20 protein-coding genes and 1 other RNA gene are annotated in these 18,706 nt (G+C 32.1%); 5 read left to right on the plus strand and 16 right to left on the minus strand.

The window, feature by feature from the left end; genetic code table 11:
• The 5 genes from BP92_RS0114315 to BP92_RS0114335 form a co-directional block, all read right to left on the minus strand.
• Positions 1–906: a ribonuclease Z gene (locus BP92_RS0114315; RefSeq protein WP_026726656.1), complete on the minus strand. Its 906-nt coding sequence runs from the start codon at positions 904–906 to the stop codon at positions 1–3.
• 73 nt (positions 907–979) lie between these two features.
• Positions 980–1,312, minus strand: a complete 333-nt coding sequence (locus BP92_RS0114320) for a hypothetical protein (RefSeq protein ID WP_026726657.1) — start codon at positions 1,310–1,312, stop codon at positions 980–982.
• A 30-nt stretch (positions 1,313–1,342) separates the two neighbouring features.
• The gene (locus BP92_RS0114325) at positions 1,343–2,272 is read right to left on the minus strand and encodes an aspartate carbamoyltransferase catalytic subunit (RefSeq protein ID WP_026726658.1); all 930 of its coding nucleotides are present in this window, start codon (positions 2,270–2,272) and stop codon (positions 1,343–1,345) included.
• A 29-nt stretch (positions 2,273–2,301) separates the two neighbouring features.
• Entirely contained in the window at positions 2,302–2,841 is a 540-nt protein-coding gene (gene pyrR / locus BP92_RS0114330) for a bifunctional pyr operon transcriptional regulator/uracil phosphoribosyltransferase PyrR (protein WP_026726659.1), read from the minus strand.
• Between the two features lie 94 nt (positions 2,842–2,935).
• The gene (locus tag BP92_RS0114335; protein WP_026726660.1) at positions 2,936–4,555 is read right to left on the minus strand and encodes an ABC-F family ATP-binding cassette domain-containing protein; all 1,620 of its coding nucleotides are present in this window, start codon (positions 4,553–4,555) and stop codon (positions 2,936–2,938) included.
• A 155-nt stretch (positions 4,556–4,710) separates the two neighbouring features.
• Here BP92_RS0114335 and BP92_RS0114340 point away from each other — a divergent pair, with 155 nt between their 5' ends.
• Together BP92_RS0114340 and BP92_RS0114345 are read left to right on the plus strand one after the other, a co-directional pair.
• Positions 4,711–6,114, plus strand: a complete 1,404-nt coding sequence (locus BP92_RS0114340; RefSeq protein WP_026726661.1) for a TlpA family protein disulfide reductase — start codon at positions 4,711–4,713, stop codon at positions 6,112–6,114.
• 14 nt (positions 6,115–6,128) lie between these two features.
• Positions 6,129–6,641, plus strand: coding sequence for a hypothetical protein (locus BP92_RS0114345; protein ID WP_026726662.1), 513 nt, complete (start codon positions 6,129–6,131; stop codon positions 6,639–6,641).
• A 59-nt stretch (positions 6,642–6,700) separates the two neighbouring features.
• On the opposite strand, the gene fsa is transcribed toward BP92_RS0114345, so the two are convergent.
• From fsa to ffs, 4 genes are all read right to left on the minus strand, one after another.
• Positions 6,701–7,357: a fructose-6-phosphate aldolase gene (gene fsa / locus BP92_RS0114350; RefSeq protein WP_026726663.1), complete on the minus strand. Its 657-nt coding sequence runs from the start codon at positions 7,355–7,357 to the stop codon at positions 6,701–6,703.
• A gap of 153 nt (positions 7,358–7,510) precedes the next feature.
• Positions 7,511–8,314 (minus strand): SDR family oxidoreductase, encoded by an 804-nt coding sequence (locus BP92_RS0114360; protein ID WP_026726664.1) that lies wholly within the window; start codon positions 8,312–8,314, stop codon positions 7,511–7,513.
• Positions 8,315–8,351: 37 nt separating this feature from the next.
• A complete protein-coding gene (locus tag BP92_RS0114365; protein WP_026726665.1) occupies positions 8,352–9,350 on the minus strand; it encodes an enolase C-terminal domain-like protein in 999 nt (332 codons plus the stop codon).
• Positions 9,351–9,418: 68 nt separating this feature from the next.
• An RNA gene (gene ffs, locus BP92_RS16965) (signal recognition particle sRNA small type) lies at positions 9,419–9,516 on the minus strand.
• A gap of 88 nt (positions 9,517–9,604) precedes the next feature.
• Between ffs and BP92_RS0114375 the strand changes: the two genes are divergently transcribed.
• Positions 9,605–10,648 carry a glutaminyl-peptide cyclotransferase gene (locus tag BP92_RS0114375; RefSeq protein WP_026726666.1) on the plus strand — a complete coding sequence of 348 codons (1,044 nt, stop codon included), beginning with the start codon at positions 9,605–9,607 and terminating at the stop codon, positions 10,646–10,648.
• Positions 10,649–10,699: 51 nt separating this feature from the next.
• Here the strand turns inward: BP92_RS0114375 and BP92_RS0114380 are convergent, their stop codons facing one another.
• The 6 genes from BP92_RS0114380 to BP92_RS0114405 form a co-directional block, all read right to left on the minus strand.
• Positions 10,700–11,170, minus strand: a complete 471-nt coding sequence (locus BP92_RS0114380) for a hypothetical protein (RefSeq protein ID WP_026726667.1) — start codon at positions 11,168–11,170, stop codon at positions 10,700–10,702.
• Between the two features lie 83 nt (positions 11,171–11,253).
• Positions 11,254–11,643 (minus strand): hypothetical protein, encoded by a 390-nt coding sequence (locus BP92_RS0114385; protein WP_026726668.1) that lies wholly within the window; start codon positions 11,641–11,643, stop codon positions 11,254–11,256.
• A gap of 34 nt (positions 11,644–11,677) precedes the next feature.
• The gene (locus tag BP92_RS0114390; protein WP_026726669.1) at positions 11,678–12,628 is read right to left on the minus strand and encodes an NAD(P)H-dependent flavin oxidoreductase; all 951 of its coding nucleotides are present in this window, start codon (positions 12,626–12,628) and stop codon (positions 11,678–11,680) included.
• Between the two features lie 56 nt (positions 12,629–12,684).
• Entirely contained in the window at positions 12,685–13,305 is a 621-nt protein-coding gene (locus BP92_RS0114395; protein WP_026726670.1) for a hypothetical protein, read from the minus strand.
• Positions 13,306–13,426: 121 nt separating this feature from the next.
• Positions 13,427–15,310, minus strand: coding sequence for a molecular chaperone DnaK (gene dnaK / locus BP92_RS0114400; protein WP_026726671.1), 1,884 nt, complete (start codon positions 15,308–15,310; stop codon positions 13,427–13,429).
• 144 nt (positions 15,311–15,454) lie between these two features.
• Complete coding sequence (locus BP92_RS0114405; RefSeq protein ID WP_026726672.1) at positions 15,455–16,354, minus strand: EamA family transporter; 900 nt, start codon at positions 16,352–16,354, stop codon at positions 15,455–15,457.
• A 148-nt stretch (positions 16,355–16,502) separates the two neighbouring features.
• On the opposite strand from BP92_RS0114405, the gene BP92_RS0114410 reads away from it, so the two are divergent.
• Both BP92_RS0114410 and BP92_RS0114415 read left to right on the plus strand, forming a co-directional pair.
• Positions 16,503–17,918, plus strand: a complete 1,416-nt coding sequence (locus tag BP92_RS0114410; RefSeq protein WP_026726673.1) for an L-serine ammonia-lyase — start codon at positions 16,503–16,505, stop codon at positions 17,916–17,918.
• On the plus strand, positions 17,918–18,292 hold the full coding sequence (locus BP92_RS0114415) for a ribosomal maturation YjgA family protein (protein WP_026726674.1): 375 nt from the start codon (positions 17,918–17,920) through the stop codon (positions 18,290–18,292). Before BP92_RS0114410 ends, BP92_RS0114415 begins: the two co-directional genes overlap by 1 nt.
• Here BP92_RS0114415 and BP92_RS0114420 read toward each other — a convergent pair.
• Positions 18,266–18,700, minus strand: a complete 435-nt coding sequence (locus tag BP92_RS0114420; protein ID WP_026726675.1) for a nuclear transport factor 2 family protein — start codon at positions 18,698–18,700, stop codon at positions 18,266–18,268. The two genes, BP92_RS0114415 and BP92_RS0114420, sit on opposite strands and share 27 nt — an antisense overlap.
• Between the last annotated feature and the right edge of the window lie 6 nt (positions 18,701–18,706).

The following is an 18,706-nucleotide window of genomic DNA, read 5'->3' on the forward strand; positions in this document are numbered from 1 at the left end:
TTAAAATTCAAATTCTTTGCCATCATCGGCTAAAAGTACAGTTTCAAAAATAGTCTCTGCTTCTGTTTTAAAAGGTTCGATAGAACCATAACGTGTAGAATAATGTCCTAAAATTAAGTTTTTAGCATTGGCTAGTTTTGCGATTTTAGCCGCTTCTTTTGCTGTTGCGTGTTTGGTTTTTTCGGTGTATTGCATTTCCGAATCTAAAAAAGTAGATTCATGATACAACACATCGACATCTTTGATAATCGGAACGATAGATTCATCATACATCGTATCGCTACAAAACGCATAACTCATTGGTTTATCTGGTGGAAACGAAAGCAATTCATTATCAATCACTTCACCTGAATCTAAAGTTACATTACCACCGGATTTAATTTTATCGAAATACACTTTTTCAATTTTATATTTGGCAACTGCTTCCACTTTCAAATGGCGTTTTCCTAACTTTTCTTGAAACAAAAATCCGTTGGTATAAACGCGATGATTTAATGGAATCGTTTTTACAATTACCGTTTCGTCTTCAAAAATCACTTCACTTTCTTTTGATTCTAATTCATGGAAATACAAATTGTAACCTGTAAACGAACCAGAAGCTCGCAACTGTAATAAGATAATTTCTTTAATTCCTTTTGGACCATACACATGCAAATCATTCTCACGATTTAACAACATAAACGTCGAAATCAAACCGATTAATCCATAAAAATGATCGCCGTGTAAATGCGAAATAAAAATATGATTAATGCGAGAAAACTTTATTTTATGCTTGCGCAATTGCACTTGTGTTCCTTCACCACAATCGATTAAAAACATATGATTTTTTATGTCTAAAACCTGTGATGTTGGATTCGTTATGGTTCGTGGAGTGGCTGCGTAACAACCGAGTATTTGTAGTTTCATTTTAATTGATAGTTGATAATGAATAATTAACAATTATCAGAATTATCAATTTTTAATTATCAATTTTTAATTATTAAAATCCTAAATCGCGTTCAATTTCGTCCATTTCAATCATGTCGTGAGCTTCTAAAACAGAAGGAACCACGTTTAAATAATTGGGAACTTTATTAAAATCAACCGTGTCAGTAACTATAATCATTGATTTTTTAGCTTTTTTGTGGTTTTTGGCTAAGTCTTTAAAATGCGCTAAATCGGCATTTGAAATGGCTTTGTCTTGCGATACATCCAAAATCAAGTTTTGACCTTGAAATGCGTGATATTCATTGGTTAACTTTTCCACAAAAGCCTCCACATTGTTGTGGGTATCCTTAATTATTGTAGTATGTCCTTTTTGATCGACTTTCATTTGTTGAATTTCTGATTTTATGCTAAGATACTAATTTTTAATCTTACTTGCCAATAAATAAATCACTGCCATTCGTACCGCAACTCCATTTTCTACTTGTTCCAAAATAACCGATTGTTGTGAATCCGCTACATCTGAAGTAATTTCCACTCCTCTATTAATTGGTCCTGGATGCATGATTACGATTTCTTTGTTTAGCGAATCTAATAATTCTTTGGTTACACCATATTGTTGAGTATATTCTCTTGTCGTAGGGAAATAACTTACGTCTAAACGCTCGTTTTGAACACGTAACATGTTGGCTACATCTGCCCATTCTAAAGCTTTTCGAAGATTAGGTTCAACCTTCACTCCAAGCGATTCAATATATTTTGGAATTAATGTTTTTGGTCCGCATACTTTTACTTCTGCGCCTTGCATTTGGAGAGCGAAGATATTGGATAAGGCTACTCTTGAGTGTAAAATATCACCAACAATAACGATTTTTTTCCCACCAACATCGCCTAATTTTTCTCTAATTGTAAAGCTGTCTAATAGGGCTTGTGTTGGGTGTTCGTGTGCTCCATCTCCAGCATTTACAACACTTGCTCCAATATTCTGCGACAAAAAATGAGCTGCTCCTGGGCTACTGTGACGCATCACCACCATATCTACTTTCATAGATAGAATGTTGTTTACGGTATCAATCAAAGTCTCTCCTTTTTTTACCGATGATTGTGCTGCTGAAAAACTAATCACATCCGCTGAAAGTCGTTTTTGAGCTAATTCGAAAGATAATTTGGTTCTTGTGCTGTTTTCAAAGAAAATGTTAGCAATGGTAACATCTCGTAAAGACGGTACTTTTTTGATGGGACGATTGATAACTTCCTTGAAATGGTCGGCCGTTTCGAAAATTAAATCAATATCTTGTTTGGTAATATATTTTATTCCGATTAAATGATTTACTGATAATTCTTTCATTTATATGTAGTTGTGTGTTTGTAGTTATGTTATTTTGTAATTAGGTAAACGGCATCTTCTCCATCGTTTTCAAGCCATTTTACTAATACTTTTTCGTTGTTTATGGCATCTACTTGTCTTCCTCTATAATCGGGTTGAATGGGTAAATGTCGACTGAATCTTCTGTCGATTAGCGTTAAAAGTTCTACTTCAGATGGTCTTCCAAAAGATTGTATTGCGGTTAAAGCGGCATTAATACTTCTACCGGTGTATAAAACGTCATCGATAAAAACTACTTTTTTGTTTTCAACCAAGAAATCGATTTGGGTTTTATTGGCTTCCAATGGTTTTTCACCTCTTCTGAAATCATCTCGGAAGAATGTAATATCTAAAAAACCTAATTGAATGTTGGAAACTTGATATTCTGATTCTAAAATTTGTTTGATTCTTTCGGCTAAAAATTTACCTCGTGGTTGTAAACCGATTAAGATTGTATTTGAGAAATCTAAATGATTTTCAATTAGTTGACAAGCTAATCGATGCAAGATAATGTGTACTTCTTTTGAAGTGAGCAAAACTTTTTGACTCATAGTGTGTTGTTTGTACAAATTTAGAATTTATATTTCTAATAGCAATTGTATTGTAAAAAAAATCCCGTTACTAAAATTAGCAACGGGATTCATATTAAGAATACATTTTCTTTCTTAATTCTTTGATTTTTTCATCTTCTAAATACTCATCAAATGTCATGTATCTGTCAATAGCGCCATTAGGCGTTAATTCTAAGATTCTGTTAGCAACTGTTTGCGCAAACTCGTGGTCATGTGTTGTAAATAATACAGAACCTTTGAAATTATTTAATGAATTATTGAAAGCTGTAATCGATTCCAAGTCTAAGTGATTCGTTGGTTCGTCTAACATTAATACATTAGCTCTAATCATCATCATTCTTGACAGCATACAACGCACTTTTTCTCCTCCAGATAAAACATTACACTTTTTCAAAGCTTCTTCTCCTGAGAAAATCATTTTACCTAAGAATCCACGAACGTAAACTTCATCGCGTTCTTCTTCTGTTTTTGCCCATTGACGTAACCAATCCACTAAATTCAAATCTACACCATCAAAAAACTCATGATTTTCAACTGGTAAATACGATTGTGTTGTTGTAATTCCCCAATCAAATGTTCCTGCATCTGGAGTCATTTTATTGTTTAAGATTTCATAAAAAGCAGTTGTAGCTCTTGAATCTTTTGAGAAAACTACTATTTTATCGCCTTTAGCCATGTTTAAATCTACATTTTTAAACAAAGTTTCTCCATCAACTGAAGCAGCTAAATTTTGTACATTTAAAATTTGATCTCCAGCTTCTCTTTCGGTTTCAAAAATGATGGCTGGATATCTTCTGCTTGAAGGTTTAATCTCGTCTAAATTTAATTTTTCAATCATTTTTTTACGAGAAGTTGCTTGTTTCGATTTCGCAACATTCGCACTAAAACGGCGGATAAATTCTTCTAACTCTGCTTTTTTCTCTTCAGCTTTCTTATTTTGTTGTGCTTTTTGACGCGCTGCTAATTGCGAAGATTCGTACCAAAACGTATAATTTCCAGAATAATGTGTGATTTTTCCGAAATCGATATCTGAAACGTGCGTACAAACCGCATCTAAAAAGTGACGGTCATGCGAAACCACTAAAACCGTATTTTCATAATTCGCTAAGAAATTCTCTAACCAACCGATAGTTTCAAAATCTAAGTCGTTTGTAGGCTCATCCATAATTAACACATCTGGATTTCCAAATAAAGCTTGTGCTAATAACACACGAACTTTTAATTTTCCGTCCAAATCAGCCATTAAAGTATAATGATGTTCCGCACCAATTTCTAAGTTAGATAACATGGTTGCAGCATCACTTTCTGCATTCCAACCGTTCATTTCGTCAAACTGCAATTGCAATTCACCAATTCTGTTGGCATTTTCATCGGTATAATCGGCATACAAAGCATCCATTTCTGTTTTGATGGCATGTAATACTTTATTTCCCATCAAAACAGTTTCTAAAACTGTATATTCGTCAAATAAGTTGTGATTTTGGTTTAAAACCGACATACGTTTTCCTGGCTCAAGAATTACTCTCCCAGACGTTGGTTCCATTTCACCTGCAATAATTTTCATGAAGGTAGATTTTCCAGCACCATTGGCTCCAATGATTCCGTAGCAGTTACCTTGTGTGAACGTTGTATTTACTTCATCGAATAAAATTCGTTTCCCAAATTGAACCGATAAATTTGAAACTGTTAACATTTTTGTATTTTTTTATAAAACTGTTGCAAAAGTACTAAAAATAGTAGATTTTTGAACACTTTAATTTAGAATTAATATAGGTTTATTTTAACTGTACATTAACAACAAGATTTGAATATATCTGATACATTTGTTCAGATTTAATGATCAAGTAAATGATTAAAAATTACATAAAATACTTTTTGCCTCTTTCTATCGTCCTTTTTTCTACTTTAACTTCTTGCAAAAGAGTGTTTAAAGAAGATAATTTTGTGGCTTACTTTGGGGGCGAAATAATTAATCCACAAGAAAAATATGTTTTGTTTTTAAAAGATGATGAAGTAATTGACACTATTTATCTGGACAAAAACAATCGCTTTATGCATAAATTTGATTCGTTAGCTCCTGGCTTGTACTCTTTTAAACATAATCCTGAATACCAATATGTGTATTTCGATAAGAATGACAGTTTAATGGTTCGAGTAAATACATTTGATTTTGATAACTCAGTCGTTTTTTGTGGTCGTGGTGATGAAAAGAATAATTTTTTAATGGAATTATATCTTAAAAATGAAGCCGACAAAGACAAGATGTATGACAATTTTGATAAAGATGTAAAGAGTTTTATCAAAAATATTGACTCAAGTTTTGCTATTCGTAAATCTTTTTACTTAAAACGTAAGGCAGAAATTGGTTGGGATGAAAATTTTGATGTAGTTGCTAAAGCTTGTTTGGATTTTCATCACATTACCAAAAAAGAAATTTATCCTTACGCACATCAATTTAGAACAGGTGAAAATATTAGAACTAAATTACCTTCAAACTACTACGAACACCGAAAAGAAGTTGATTTTGAAAATGCACTTTTAACCAATTATTCTCCTTTCATTAAATATGTAAGCGTAATGTTAAACAACGTTGCTCTACAGAAAGATCACTTAGATTTGAATGAGAATTCGTTAGAAAACAATATCGAAAAATTAAATATCACTGATACTTTAATCAAAAATCAGAAAGTTAAAAATGTGGTATTGAATAATGTTGCTATGATGTACTTGTTAGAAGACCAAAACATGTACAACAACCAGAAATTCATTGAACGTTACTTACAATTAACTACTGACAAGCAAAATAAAAAAGAAATCACTGAGATTTACAATTCGGTTCAGAATTTAAAAGTAGGTAATCGTTTACCTAAAATTGAATTGGTGGATACTGCTTACAAACCTTTAGACATTAATACAATTATTAAAAAACCAACCGTTTTATTCTTTTGGACGAGTCATGCTGAATCCCATTTTGCAGCTTCTCATAGAAAAGTAAAGGAATTACAAACAAAATATCCAGATTACGAATTTATTGCCATTAATGTGAATGACAATGTAACTAACTGGAAAAATGCATTGAAAAAATATAATTTTGAAGGTATAAAAGAACTACATGCTTCAGATTTTGAAACCGCAAGAAAACAATGGGTTATTACAAAAATACACAGAATTATCATCCTAAATGCTGATGGCACTATCAAAAATGGTTTTGCTAATTTGTTTGACGTGAATTTTGAACAGAATTTGAAATAGTTAATCCTTTTCTGATGAAATATTCTTTAACGACAATCTTACTATTGTTTTTTTCATTTAGTTTTTCTCAAGATTTGAATTTTGATGATATTGTGAAACTCAAAACAAAAAATCCAAAAGAAGTTAAAGAATTATTACTTGAAAACGATTTTAAAATCTCTCAAGAACATTTTTCAAAAGAAATGAAATTTGGAGATATTTTATTTTTGTCTAAGAATAAAATAGATGATGAGATTCCAACTTCAATTTCATTTTATTATGAAGGTGATGATTTGGCAAAAAACAGAATTAGTTTTGATATTTTTAACCAACAAATTTTTGAAAAATATTTAAGCCAATTAAAAAAATCAGATTTTAAAATTGTAAGTTCAAAAACAGAAAAAAATATTACTTTAGAACATTATAAAAACGAAACTACTACTATTGAAGTAAAAATTAGAATTGTTGAAAACCATTTTGGCAAACAAAGAACATTTTATAGTTTTTATATAACTGATAATAATTACACTCAAACAAAATATTATTAAAAATACTCATAAAAAAAGCGTTCTGATTAGAACGCTTTTTGTTTTATATACTTGAAAAATTATTTATTTCCTTTTTCGTAATCTGCAATAAACTGAGCAATCCCGATATCGGTTAATGGATGTTTTAATAATCCTGTGATTGATGATAAAGGTCCAGTCATAACATCAGCACCAATTTTAGCACAGTTAATCACGTGCATAGTATGACGAACAGAAGCTGCTAAAATTTGAGTTTCAAATCCGTAGTTATCATAAATTTGACGAATTTCATCGATTAAATTTAAACCATCTGTAGAAACGTCATCTAATCTTCCTAAGAAAGGAGAACAATATGTTGCTCCTGCTTTTGCAGCTAATAAAGCTTGCCCAGCAGAGAAAATCAAAGTTACATTCGTTTTAATTCCTTTATCAGAGAAATATTTACATGCTTTTACACCTTCTTTAGTCATAGGTAATTTCACTACGATTTGTTCGTGTAAGTCAGCTAACTCCTCACCTTCTCTAATCATACCTTCTAAATCCATTGCATTAACTTCTGCACTTACATCACCGTCAACAATATTGCAAATGTCTACGTAATGTTTTAGGATATTGTTTTTTCCTGTAATGCCTTCTTTAGCCATTAACGATGGGTTTGTAGTAACGCCATCTAAAATTCCTAATTCTTGTGCTTCTTTAATTTGCTCTAAATTAGCTGTGTCAATAAAAAATTTCATCTTTTTTAAATTTTAAAGTATTGTGTGTTGTTTCGAAATGCAAAAGTAAGAATTCAAAATGCAATGACAATGACAATTTCAAAAATCAATTTAAAAAATAAAATACTTTTATTAAATAATTGATATTGAACTTAATATTGAATTTTGATGTTGTTAAAGTTTATAATGATTCATCAACATTTTTTCATACACTGTATCAGGCAAAATGCGTTTTAAAACAATAGAAAACTTTTGCATGAAAGCCCCAACTTTATAATGTACTTTTGGTTTATCCGTTTTAATGATAGCAAAAATTGCTTCTGCCATTTCGTTTGGATTACTGCCGCTATCCACATGCGAATCCATTTCTTTTAAGGTATTTCCGTAAGGAACTTCGTAAGCCGAACCTTTCACCACCGGAGCATGATAACGTCCTGCGGCAATGTTTGTAGCAAAATCACCTGGAGCCACATTAGTAATTTGAATTCCGAAAGATTTGACTTCCATTCGTAAGGCTTCGGTGATTAATTCTAAAGCGCCTTTTGAAGCGGAATAAATTCCACGATAAGGCAATCCCATATAACCCGCAATCGAAGTAATATTAATAATTAAACCCGATTTTTGCTCACGCATTTGAGGCAAAACTGCTTTCATCACTTCGATTGGACCAAATAAATTCGTCTCGAAATTATTTCTTATTTCTTCGGTTGGAATTTCTTCAATTGGACCTGTAATTCCTACTCCAGCATTATTAATTACAATATCCAATCGTCCTGATTTTTGAATCACTTCGGCAACACAATTTACAATACTCTGCTTATCGCGAACATCTAAAGCTACTAATGGAAATATCGAATTCGTGATTTTTTCAGGATTTCGGCTCGTGCCATATACTACAAAACCTTTTTGATGTAAATACTCGCCTATTGATTTTCCAATTCCTGATGAACCACCTGTAATTAATACTACTTTACTCATTTTAGTGTGAATTATAGTGCGAAAATACGGCTTTATATTATTTCACGGAAATTCCTAACCCAACTTTCTCCGAAAGCAACACTTTTCCTTTTTCGATAGTAGTTCCAAGAGCGATGTCGTTGGCAATTAAATTTGCACCATCTAAATCTACATAATCCACTAAAGGAACCAAAACGGCTCCAGCTGAAATTCCTACGGTAGATTCGGTCATGCAACCTATCATGATTTTGAAATCATTTGCTCGTGCTTCATTAATTAGTTGTAAAGCTGGAGTCAATCCGCCGGTTTTGACTAATTTGATGTTGATGGTTTTATAATGCGATTTTAAATCGGAAAGTTTTGTTTTTTCTTGGCAGTCTTCATCGGCCATCCAATTCGCAAATTTGGAAGTATTCAAATGACTGTAACTTGAAATTCCGATTTTCATGGGTTGTTCAATGTAAGTAAATTGAGCTGATGCAGGATTTTCTTCCAATTGCTGACATTCGGAAATAGAGAAACTTCCGTTAGCATCCAAAGCAATTTCTTTTTGGCAATTCAATAATAAATCCAAAGCTTTTTCATCGAAATGATTCCATTTTACTTTGAATTTATTCCAATCGGATTTTGCGATTTTTTGAAATTGTTCTTCAATGGGTGCCACACTGATTGTGATGGAAGATTCGGGTAGTTGTTTTATTTCAATTGAATTCAATTCTAAGAAACTTTTATTTTCTAATTTCCCGAATAAATCCCAATACGCACAATCTAAAGCTGAACGTAGAAAAGAATGCAATTGTAAACTTTCTAAAAAAGCATAAAATTCGGAAGGATGATTTATGTATTGTTTTTCAATTTGTGCTTGAATTTCGGCTAATTTCTTAGTGAAATCAACTAAATTAATTCCGTAGTAATCAATTGCTGTACATTCGCCATAGCCTGTTTTTCCGTTTTTGGAAAGCGAAATAATTAAGGCTTCTCTGAATGAGTAACTTCCATAACTAATTGAAAACGTTTCTTTTAGTTGTAAGCGTACAATTTGCCAAATGATTTGCATAGGAATTAGAATTGGTGTAAAAATAAAAAATCCCGAACAATCGGGACAACAATTCAAAAGAAATAAAAAATGGCAAGCGACCTACATCGCACCGCTACAACCACATACCTTTGCTGTGTTCCCACCCTGGAGGAGTCTGCAGGAGCTGGTCGTGTAGGACTTGCCGATGCAAATATACAACCTTTTTATATTTTTGCAAGGCAATTGTGAGTATAAAAAATCATTGTATATTTACGTAATTAAATATTTCAACCATGTTAAAAGTTAAGCTATTCGCTTTCATTGTTTTAGGTGTAATTTCTACTTCATGTAAAGATGATGAAAATGCATTAAAAAATTTATTTTCGATTGAAAATCCTACTATAAAACCGATTCTTAAGTTAGAAGAAAGCATTGATTTGGTCCTTCAAAACAAAGAAAACAAAACGATTGATTCTGTCGTTTACTACATTAACGAAGTTAAAATTGGTTCGGTAAAAGGAAACGAGAAATTACCTTTCGCCTTGAACAATCAGAAACTAGGAAACCAAACGATTAAAGCTTTAGTTTATTTTGAAGGACAAAATATTGATATCACTTCAGGATTTTCAATTTATGCGAGTGCTGAACCAAAGATTTTGAATTATAAAATCGTGAATACTTATCCGCATGACATAAATGCTTACACGCAAGGTTTTGAATTTTATAATGGCGTATTATTAGAAGGAACTGGTCAATATAAAGAATCAACTTTAAGAAAAACCGATTATAAAACAGGAAAAGTAACCGAACAAATTAAGCTAGAAGACAAATATTTTGGTGAAGGAATTACGGTTTTAAAAGACAAAATCTATCAATTGACTTGGAAAGAAAAAACTGGCTTGGTGTATGATGCCAAAACCTTCAAATTAGAAAAAACTTTTTCATTCGAAACTGAAGGTTGGGGAATTACCAACGATGGTGAAAAATTATATATGAGTGATGGATCAGAAAGAATCTACATTTTAAATCCAGAAACTTTAAAAGTTGAAGATTTTATTAATGTTTACACGAATGGCGCTAAGATTGAAGCTGTAAATGAATTAGAATGGATTAATGGAAAAATTTGGGCAAACATTTACCAAAAAGATGCTATTGCGGTAATTAATCCAAAAACAGGAGCCGTTGAGAACGTAATTAATTGTCATGATTTAAGAAGCAAAGTAACACAGCATCAAGAATTAGATGCGTTCAATGGAATTGCATACAACTCAGCTACAAAAACATATTTTGTTACGGGTAAAAATTGGGATAAAACTTTTGAGATTACAGTTGAATAATTTTATACAAAAAAACATAAAAAAAGCCTCATTTCTGAGGCTTTTTTACTTTTAGATTTTACTCGTAATAATATCTAACCATTTTTTAGCAATTCTAAATTCTTCTCCGATGATAAAATTTTTCGCATCGGCATGAAAGAAAACTAAATGAATTTCTTTATGGTTACTTAATGTTAAATGCAATGCCAATTTGTTGATTTCATGATTGCTTTTTGGAGTATTTCCATGCTTATCAAATTGAACTAAGGTACATTTTTTAACCTCTTTTAAATCTACAACTTCATTAACTTGAGTGTCATCTGCTTTTCTAAAATAAGCTAAACTATCGCCTTTTAAACCAATTCCTGAATTGTTTGACCAAAAATCGGTATCTGAGAACTTGGTATTTTTATCTGACGATAATTCGTTTAACGTGTTTAATAATTGATTTTTTCTTTTTCTAACATTATTATTGATAATGAAAATAGGAATAATAATTAATGAAAAAAATACGATTCCTATAATAGTGTTGGTAATATCCATTTTGAATTTATTTTAAATTAAGTGTATAATAAGATTTCCCAAGTATCCTATTTACAAGGGATTAACGAAACTTAAAATAAATTTTACCAGAAATAATGAAATGGAAAAATGATTCTAGATTTATTTAAAAATAGATTTAAAAGGTTCTTTTTTACAAAGAAAACTTCAAAACTATTTTTATTGAATAATTCTAATTGAACTAGAGAAGTTGGTAATAAAAATGAAGGAATTTGCTTTCTAACAATTTCACTTGAACCCGAATAATTTTGATTCGTTTTTAATGAAACCGATTCTTTTTGAATTCCTTCTTGATTAAAATCAATTTTTCCTTGACTAAAATGAGAAGAAATTTCTTTTGTAGATTCCTTTTTTATAGGTTGAGCAACACCCAAAGTAGCATTACTATGCAACAACAAATAACCGAATACAAAAACGGTTAAAGTAGTAATGATATAATGAGCGACTCTTTTCAATGGAATTATTTCTGCAAATGTAATTATAAATTAACTACTTAACCAATTTTGCTACAATTTCAGAAACTGGCAAAATAGCTTTCGTATCTTCAATACTTGGTCCCGCTACCCAAACGGTTTTATAAGTTACTTGAGTTGCCGCTTTTTCTGTGGCTTTCATTCCGATGTAAAAACGAATCATTTTGACCCATTTTTTTAGGCTTTTATTCTTATTTAATAAAGTTTCTAACCAAGTTTGTTTAGTTCCTACTTTTTGAACATAAGGCGTATTGATTACTGTACATGGTGTTCCCGAAATTCGCTCTGTCATTACGATATCTTTCGCTCCGTAATCTACACAAGCTTGTTTGTATTCTTGAGAAACTCCAGATTCAATTGAAGCAATAAACGGACTTCCTACAGAAACGCCAACCGCTCCATAGCTTAGCATTTTATCTAAATCGGCCTTACTTCCTACTCCACCAGCTGAAATTACGGGTAAAGAAGTATTTTCATTTAAAGATTTTATTAATTCCTCTGGACTAATATTTCCTCTATGCCCACCAGCTTGGTTGTTTACTGCTACTAATGCATCTGCTCCTAAACTTTCTACTTTTTTAGCGAAAGCTAAATCTGTCACATCACAAAATACTTTAATTCCGACTTTATGCGCTTCATTAATAGTTTCTTCTGGAGAACCTAACGAAGTTAGAATGAAATCAACTTTTTCTTCACATAAAATACGTAATTGTTCTTTGTATTTTACGTTAGATTTGTTAACGATTAAATTAAATCCAAAACTTCCACCAGGAACTTTAGCTGCATTTAATTCATGAATTGCTGCTTTTAATTCTTCTAAAGTTCTGTAATTCAATGCTGGAATACAACCTGCAACACCACTTTTCATGCCCTCAATTACCATTTTAGTATTTGATACCAAAAACATAGGAGCCATAATTACAGGATGCGTAATTTGTAAAAGCGAAGTCAACGATTGTTTTTCCATTTTTATTTGAATTTATTTTCAAATATAAGAAAAAAATAAAATACTATGCATGCATATTATTTTTTCTTTTTCGTTCCAGAAGTCTTTGGAGCTCCTTTCATTTCGTATTTACTTGAAGCTGTATTATAAACATAAGTGCTATTTTGAGTTTTTGTTTTTAAAACAAAGCTACCGTCAGCATTTAGAATAAATTCGAAACCCTCACTTCTATTCTTCTCAACATCGTGAGAAGCTGTCTTATTAGCATCTAAAAAAATAGTTTCTTTAATGTGCGATGACTTATGAACATTTCCTAATAAAAGAGTTTTAGTTTCGGTATCCCAAATTTGGTCTTCAGTTACAAACCCATTTTCTTTTTTTAATTTGGTATCAGTTTTAATTTCTTCTTTCCAATTCACATGATAAAACTTCTTACCTTGAGTTGTAAAACTTTTTACGGTGAAATTAGTTGGTTTAAAATCTACTTTCTCTAATTTTTTAACTTCTAATGTATCAACTTTTCCTTCTTTTTTCACAAATAATACTACTCGTTTTCCTGTTTTTTCCGAAATAATTTCGGCTGAAATATTATCGACTGTAGTTAAAACTACATTTTTTGTAGCTGATTTTCCTTTGCCTTTTTGAGCAAAACCAAAAGCTGACACTAATAAAACAAGAAGTAAAAATAGTTTTTTCATAATAGTAGGTTGTTAAATTAAGTTCCTAATATACAAAAAAATAGATACGATTGATTTTTATGAAATAAAAAAAAACCGAATCATTACTGATTCGGTTTTACATTTATTTTCGATTAGAAAATTATTTCACTTCTTCGAAATCTACATCTTGAGTTTGGTCACCTGAAGCGTTTGCTTGTGGCTCAGCTTGAGAAGCTCCTTGCTCTTGTGATTTGTACATTTCTTCTGTAGCTGTTTTCCAAGCTGCATTTACGTTGTCTAAACCTTTTTGAATAGCTTCTAAATCTTGATTTTCGTGAGCCATTTTTAATTCAGTTAGAGCGTATTCGATAGCAGTTTTATGCTCTGCAGTTAATTTATCACCAATTTCTTTTAATTGACTTTCTGTTTGGAAAATCATAGAATCAGCTTCATTAATTTTTTCTACTCTTTCTTTAGCTAATTTGTCTGCTTCTGCATTCATTTCAGCATCTTTTTTCATTCTTTCGATTTCTTCTGGAGTTAAACCTGAAGAAGCTTCGATACGAATATCATGAGATTTTCCTGTTCCTTTGTCAGTAGCAGAAACTTTGATGATACCATTTGCATCAATATCAAATGTTACTTCAATTTGAGGAACTCCTCTTGGTGCTGGTGGAATACCATCTAAATGGAAACGACCAATTGTTTTGTTATCATTCGCCATTGGTCTTTCTCCTTGTAAAACATGGATTTCTACCGATGGTTGGTTATCTGCTGCTGTTGAGAAAACTTGTGATTTTCTTGTTGGAATTGTAGTATTAGACTCAATTAATTTTGTCATTACACTTCCCATAGTTTCAATACCTAATGAAAGTGGTGTAACGTCTAATAACAATACGTCTTTTACTTCACCAGTTAAAACTCCTCCTTGAATTGCAGCTCCAATTGCTACTACTTCATCAGGATTAACTCCTTTTGATGGTTTTTTGTTGAAGAATTTCTCAACTTGTTCTTGGATAACTGGGATACGAGTTGAACCTCCTACTAAAATAACTTCATCAATATCAGAAACTGATAAACCTGCATCTTTTAAAGCTTTAGCAACTGGTTCCATAGAACGTTTTACTAAAGATTCAGCTAATTGTTCGAATTTAGCTCTTGTTAATGTTTGAACTAAGTGTTTTGGTCCAGAAGCCGTAGCTGTTACGTATGGTAAGTTGATTTCTGTTTGAGCAGAAGCTGATAATTCAATTTTAGCTTTCTCAGCTGCTTCTTTTAAACGTTGTAATGCCATTGGATCTTTACGTAAATCAACACCTTCAGCAGCATTGAAATCGTTTGCTAACCAATCGATAATTACTTGGTCAAAATCATCTCCACCTAAGTGAGTATCTCCGTTTGTAGATAATACTTCGAAAACTCCGTCTCCTAATTCTAGGATAGAAATATCAAAAGTACCTCCACCTAAATCGTAAACTGCGATTTTTTGGTCTTTACCTTGTTTGTCTAATCCATAAGCTAAAGCTGCTGCTGTTGGCTCATTGATAATACGCATTACTTTTAAACCTGCAATTTCACCTGCTTCTTTCGTAGCCTGACGTTGTGCATCGTTAAAGTAAGCTGGAACAGTAATAACTGCTTCAGAAACTGAATGACCTAAATAATCCTCAGCTGTTTTTTTCATTTTTTGAAGTGTCATTGCAGACAATTCTTGCGGTGTGTATAAACGACCATCGATATCAACACGAGGCGTATCGTTGTCACCTTTAACCACTTTGTAAGCTACTGTTGAAGCTTCTTTTGCACTTTCAGTATACTTGTTACCCATAAAACGTTTTACCGAAGCAATCGTTTTTGTAGGGTTAGTTACTGCTTGTCTTTTTGCCGGATCTCCAACTTTAATTTCTCCACCTTCTACAAAAGCAATTACAGATGGTGTTGTTCTTTTACCTTCTGCGTTTGCAATTACAACAGGTTCTCCACCTTCCATTACAGCCACACATGAGTTGGTTGTTCCTAAGTCGATTCCAATAATTTTGCTCATTTTTATACTTGTTAGATTTTAAATTTCAATTTTAAACTCGATGACTTTAATTCAAGGATTGTGCCATTACGAAAAATACTGAAAATTGACAGAAAACAGCTTTTGTCAGGTTTTTTAAACTGACAAAATGTCGTTTTAAGGTGGTTATTTGAGTCTATTCTGTCTTAGGTTTTTAAAATTAGCGACATTAAAAACCACAATAGAAATCAAAATCAAAGAGTAAGAAACAATTTGGGCAACCGAAACCGATTCTTTAAAATAAAATATCGCTAAAAAGAAATGAATCAACGGATTGGTGTACATTAATATCCCAACAGTAGAAGAATTTAATCCTTTTAAAGCATATAGATTTAGGAATAAAGGAATAATCGTGAAGACAATGACAATGATTAAAAGTAATGAATAAAACAAAAATTCGGTTGGAACTGCTCCACCATAACTCGGATAAAACGGTAATAAAATAGCTGATGAAATCACCATTTGAATGGTTAATATCAAGAATTTATCGAAATCACTATTCTTTCTTTGGGAAACTAAATACAATCCGAAACTTAAAGCGATTATCACACTGTAAATCAAATCTTTAAAATTTCCGTAAGATAAAATTACACAACTAATTACGCATAATCCTACTGCAATCCATTGCCAAACATCGATTCTTTCTTTTAATAATATGAAAGCTAAAACGGTGGTTAAAATTGGGCAAATTATATAAGCAAACGAAGCCGATTGCAAACTCACATGATTCACCGCGTAAATGAATAAAAACCAATTTAATACTAACAAAAGTCCGCCAACAATCGTCATGATTACAGCTGATTTTTGTTTTTTCTTTGAAAGTTCTTTGAAGGTTTTCTTCGCTTCAACAACAACTGATTTTCTAAAAAATAAATTAATTCCCAATAAGAAAGCCGTAGCAATAAAAACTCGGAAGAATAAAATATCTAGTGAAGCATAATCCGTTAAAGGCTTCAAAGCCAAGCTGAAAAATCCCCAAATAACAAAGGCAATAAGAGCAGCTAAAAAATACTTATTTATTGGCATTACTTTTTTTTGCAAAAGAACTAAAAAAGAAGGAAACCAAATCCCAATTTTATGTTATTAATTCAAAAGATTTGTAACAATTGAACTGTTTTACGTGTTGCATAATTTCAATTTTAAAAACTATCTTTGCTATACTAAAGAACTATTTATGGAATGTATTTCTGTTTTTGATATGTTAAAGATTGGTGTTGGACCTTCAAGTTCTCACACTCTTGGGCCATGGCGTGCTGCCGAACAATTTTTAAAAGAATTGCGCAATCGCAATCTAATTGATAACATCATTGGTGTCAAAGTAGATTTATATGGTTCCTTATCATTAACCGGAAAAGGGCATGCTACAGATTTAGCAGTAATGCTTGGTTTAAGCGGCGCTGATCCAGAATATATTCCGGTGGAAAGTATTGATGTGATTATTTCTGCCATCAAAAACAAGAAAGAAATTTTCTTAGGAAATGAAATTTTAATTCCGTTTTGTTTTGAAACCGATATTGTTTTCAACCGAAACTTTTTACCTTTTCATGCCAACGGATTAACTTTTACCGCTAAAACTGATACTGAGACTTATTCAGAAACCTATTATTCGATTGGTGGAGGATTTGTGGTAAAAGAAAAAGAAGACCATCACAAAGAAGAAATTTTACATACTTTTCCATTTCCAATTGAAAAAGCGGACGAACTTTTAGCTTTTTGTGCGGCAGAAAACAAGAAGATTTCTGAAATCGTTTACGAAAACGAGAAAACCATGCGTAGCGAAGAAGAAATTCACAACGAATTACTTCGCATTTGGGATACGATGTTAGAATGCATGTACATTGGTTGTCATTCTGAGGGAATTCTTCCGGGTGGTTTAAATGTGCGAAGAAGAGCGTATGACATGCACAAAAACTTAATTGGAGTTTTACCTTATGAAGACCCATATTCGTGGTTGCAAATCATCAGACAAACTGAAGTTAAATTCCGTCAAATTTTAAAATGGGTAAGTTGTTTTGCATTGGCAGTAAATGAAGTAAATGCTTCGTTAGGTCGTGTGGTTACGGCTCCTACCAATGGAAGTGCAGGAGTTATTCCAGCGGTTCTAATGTATTATTTGGTAATCGAAAATCACGAAGCTGGCGAAAAAGAAATCAAACAATTTTTAATGGTGGCGGGCGAAATTGGCTCTATCTTTAAAAAAGGAGCCACCATTTCAGCAGCTATGGGCGGTTGTCAGGCGGAAATTGGAGTTTCGAGTGCTATGGCAGCAGCTGCTTTGTGTGAATTAATGGGCGGAACTCCAGCTCAAGTTACGATGGCAGCCGAAATTGCAATGGAACATCACTTAGGATTAACTTGCGACCCAATTGGTGGTTTAGTGCAAATTCCGTGTATTGAAAGAAATACTATGGGAGCAATTAAAGCCATAAATGCAGCAGAATTAGCCTTAGAAACCGATGCTTTAAACGCAAAAGTACCATTAGACAAAGTAATCAATACGATGTGGGAAACTGCAAAGGATATGAATACTAAATACAAAGAAACCTCAGAAGGTGGTTTAGCGGTTGCGGTTGGACTAGCGGATTGTTAATGAAAAGTAATCGACTAAATTATTTCATTACGATTTTATTAGTTTTAATTCTTGGAATACTTTCAAGGAAAATCACTGGCATTCCATTATTTATTGGAGATGTTTTGTATGCTGTTTTGATTTACTTCGGATTTCGATTTTTAATTATGGATTCGAAAAAATCAACCTCGCTCCTATTGAGTTTGCTTTTTTGTTTTGATATTGAAATCTTACAATTGGTTCAAATCGATTGGTTACTAGCTATTAGAAAAACCACTTTAGGTCATTACATTTTGGGAGAAGGTTTCCTTTGGTTGGATTTACTTTGTTATGTAATGGGAAGTTTTACTGGTTATTATTTTGATAAATTATTTCTTTCTTCTGGTATCAATTAAATGAATAATTTGCCATTTTCCGTTGTCGTTGTACAAGGTAAAAGCGTTGGCACCAATATGACTTAGCTTATCATTTACATAAAATTCATACGGAGTCCATACGTGGGCTAAGTTGCCATCAATTTCTACTTTAGAATCAAGTAATTTTTCGAATATTTTCAAATTTGAAGGAATAGTAGCAATTGAATTTAAAAATTCATCAAACTTTTCATCAATGAGTTTGTTTCCTTCTTTTGTGTTAGCAATTGTTCTCATTACAATTTCAGGATGACACAATTGTTTTAGAGCAGTTGTGTCTTTAGCATGAAAAGAAATAAAAAAATCATCCACCACTTTTTTGGGATTGGTATCTTGCGCAAAAAGAGAGCTAGTTATTCCAAGAAAAAACAGGAAAAACAATGATTTCATCCTAAT

Origin of the sequence: Flavobacterium sasangense DSM 21067 (genome assembly GCF_000686885.1) — a bacterium.
Lineage (GTDB): Bacteria > Bacteroidota > Bacteroidia > Flavobacteriales > Flavobacteriaceae > Flavobacterium > Flavobacterium sasangense.

Coding starts and splice junctions, on each gene's coding strand:
- BP92_RS0114315 (WP_026726656.1), bottom strand. CDS start 906: ATGAAACTACAAATACTCGGTTGTTACGCAGCCACTCCACGAACCATA.
- BP92_RS0114320 (WP_026726657.1), bottom strand. CDS start 1,312: ATGAAAGTCGATCAAAAAGGACATACTACAATAATTAAGGATACCCAC.
- BP92_RS0114325 (WP_026726658.1), bottom strand. CDS start 2,272: ATGAAAGAATTATCAGTAAATCATTTAATCGGAATAAAATATATTACC.
- pyrR (WP_026726659.1), bottom strand. CDS start 2,841: ATGAGTCAAAAAGTTTTGCTCACTTCAAAAGAAGTACACATTATCTTG.
- BP92_RS0114335 (WP_026726660.1), bottom strand. CDS start 4,555: ATGTTAACAGTTTCAAATTTATCGGTTCAATTTGGGAAACGAATTTTA.
- BP92_RS0114340 (WP_026726661.1), top strand. CDS start 4,711: ATGATTAAAAATTACATAAAATACTTTTTGCCTCTTTCTATCGTCCTT.
- BP92_RS0114345 (WP_026726662.1), top strand. CDS start 6,129: ATGAAATATTCTTTAACGACAATCTTACTATTGTTTTTTTCATTTAGT.
- fsa (WP_026726663.1), bottom strand. CDS start 7,357: ATGAAATTTTTTATTGACACAGCTAATTTAGAGCAAATTAAAGAAGCA.
- BP92_RS0114360 (WP_026726664.1), bottom strand. CDS start 8,314: ATGAGTAAAGTAGTATTAATTACAGGTGGTTCATCAGGAATTGGAAAA.
- BP92_RS0114365 (WP_026726665.1), bottom strand. CDS start 9,350: ATGCAAATCATTTGGCAAATTGTACGCTTACAACTAAAAGAAACGTTT.
- BP92_RS0114375 (WP_026726666.1), top strand. CDS start 9,605: ATGTTAAAAGTTAAGCTATTCGCTTTCATTGTTTTAGGTGTAATTTCT.
- BP92_RS0114380 (WP_026726667.1), bottom strand. CDS start 11,170: ATGGATATTACCAACACTATTATAGGAATCGTATTTTTTTCATTAATT.
- BP92_RS0114390 (WP_026726669.1), bottom strand. CDS start 12,628: ATGGAAAAACAATCGTTGACTTCGCTTTTACAAATTACGCATCCTGTA.
- BP92_RS0114395 (WP_026726670.1), bottom strand. CDS start 13,305: ATGAAAAAACTATTTTTACTTCTTGTTTTATTAGTGTCAGCTTTTGGT.
- dnaK (WP_026726671.1), bottom strand. CDS start 15,310: ATGAGCAAAATTATTGGAATCGACTTAGGAACAACCAACTCATGTGTG.
- BP92_RS0114405 (WP_026726672.1), bottom strand. CDS start 16,354: ATGCCAATAAATAAGTATTTTTTAGCTGCTCTTATTGCCTTTGTTATT.
- BP92_RS0114410 (WP_026726673.1), top strand. CDS start 16,503: ATGGAATGTATTTCTGTTTTTGATATGTTAAAGATTGGTGTTGGACCT.
- BP92_RS0114415 (WP_026726674.1), top strand. CDS start 17,918: ATGAAAAGTAATCGACTAAATTATTTCATTACGATTTTATTAGTTTTA.
- BP92_RS0114420 (WP_026726675.1), bottom strand. CDS start 18,700: ATGAAATCATTGTTTTTCCTGTTTTTTCTTGGAATAACTAGCTCTCTT.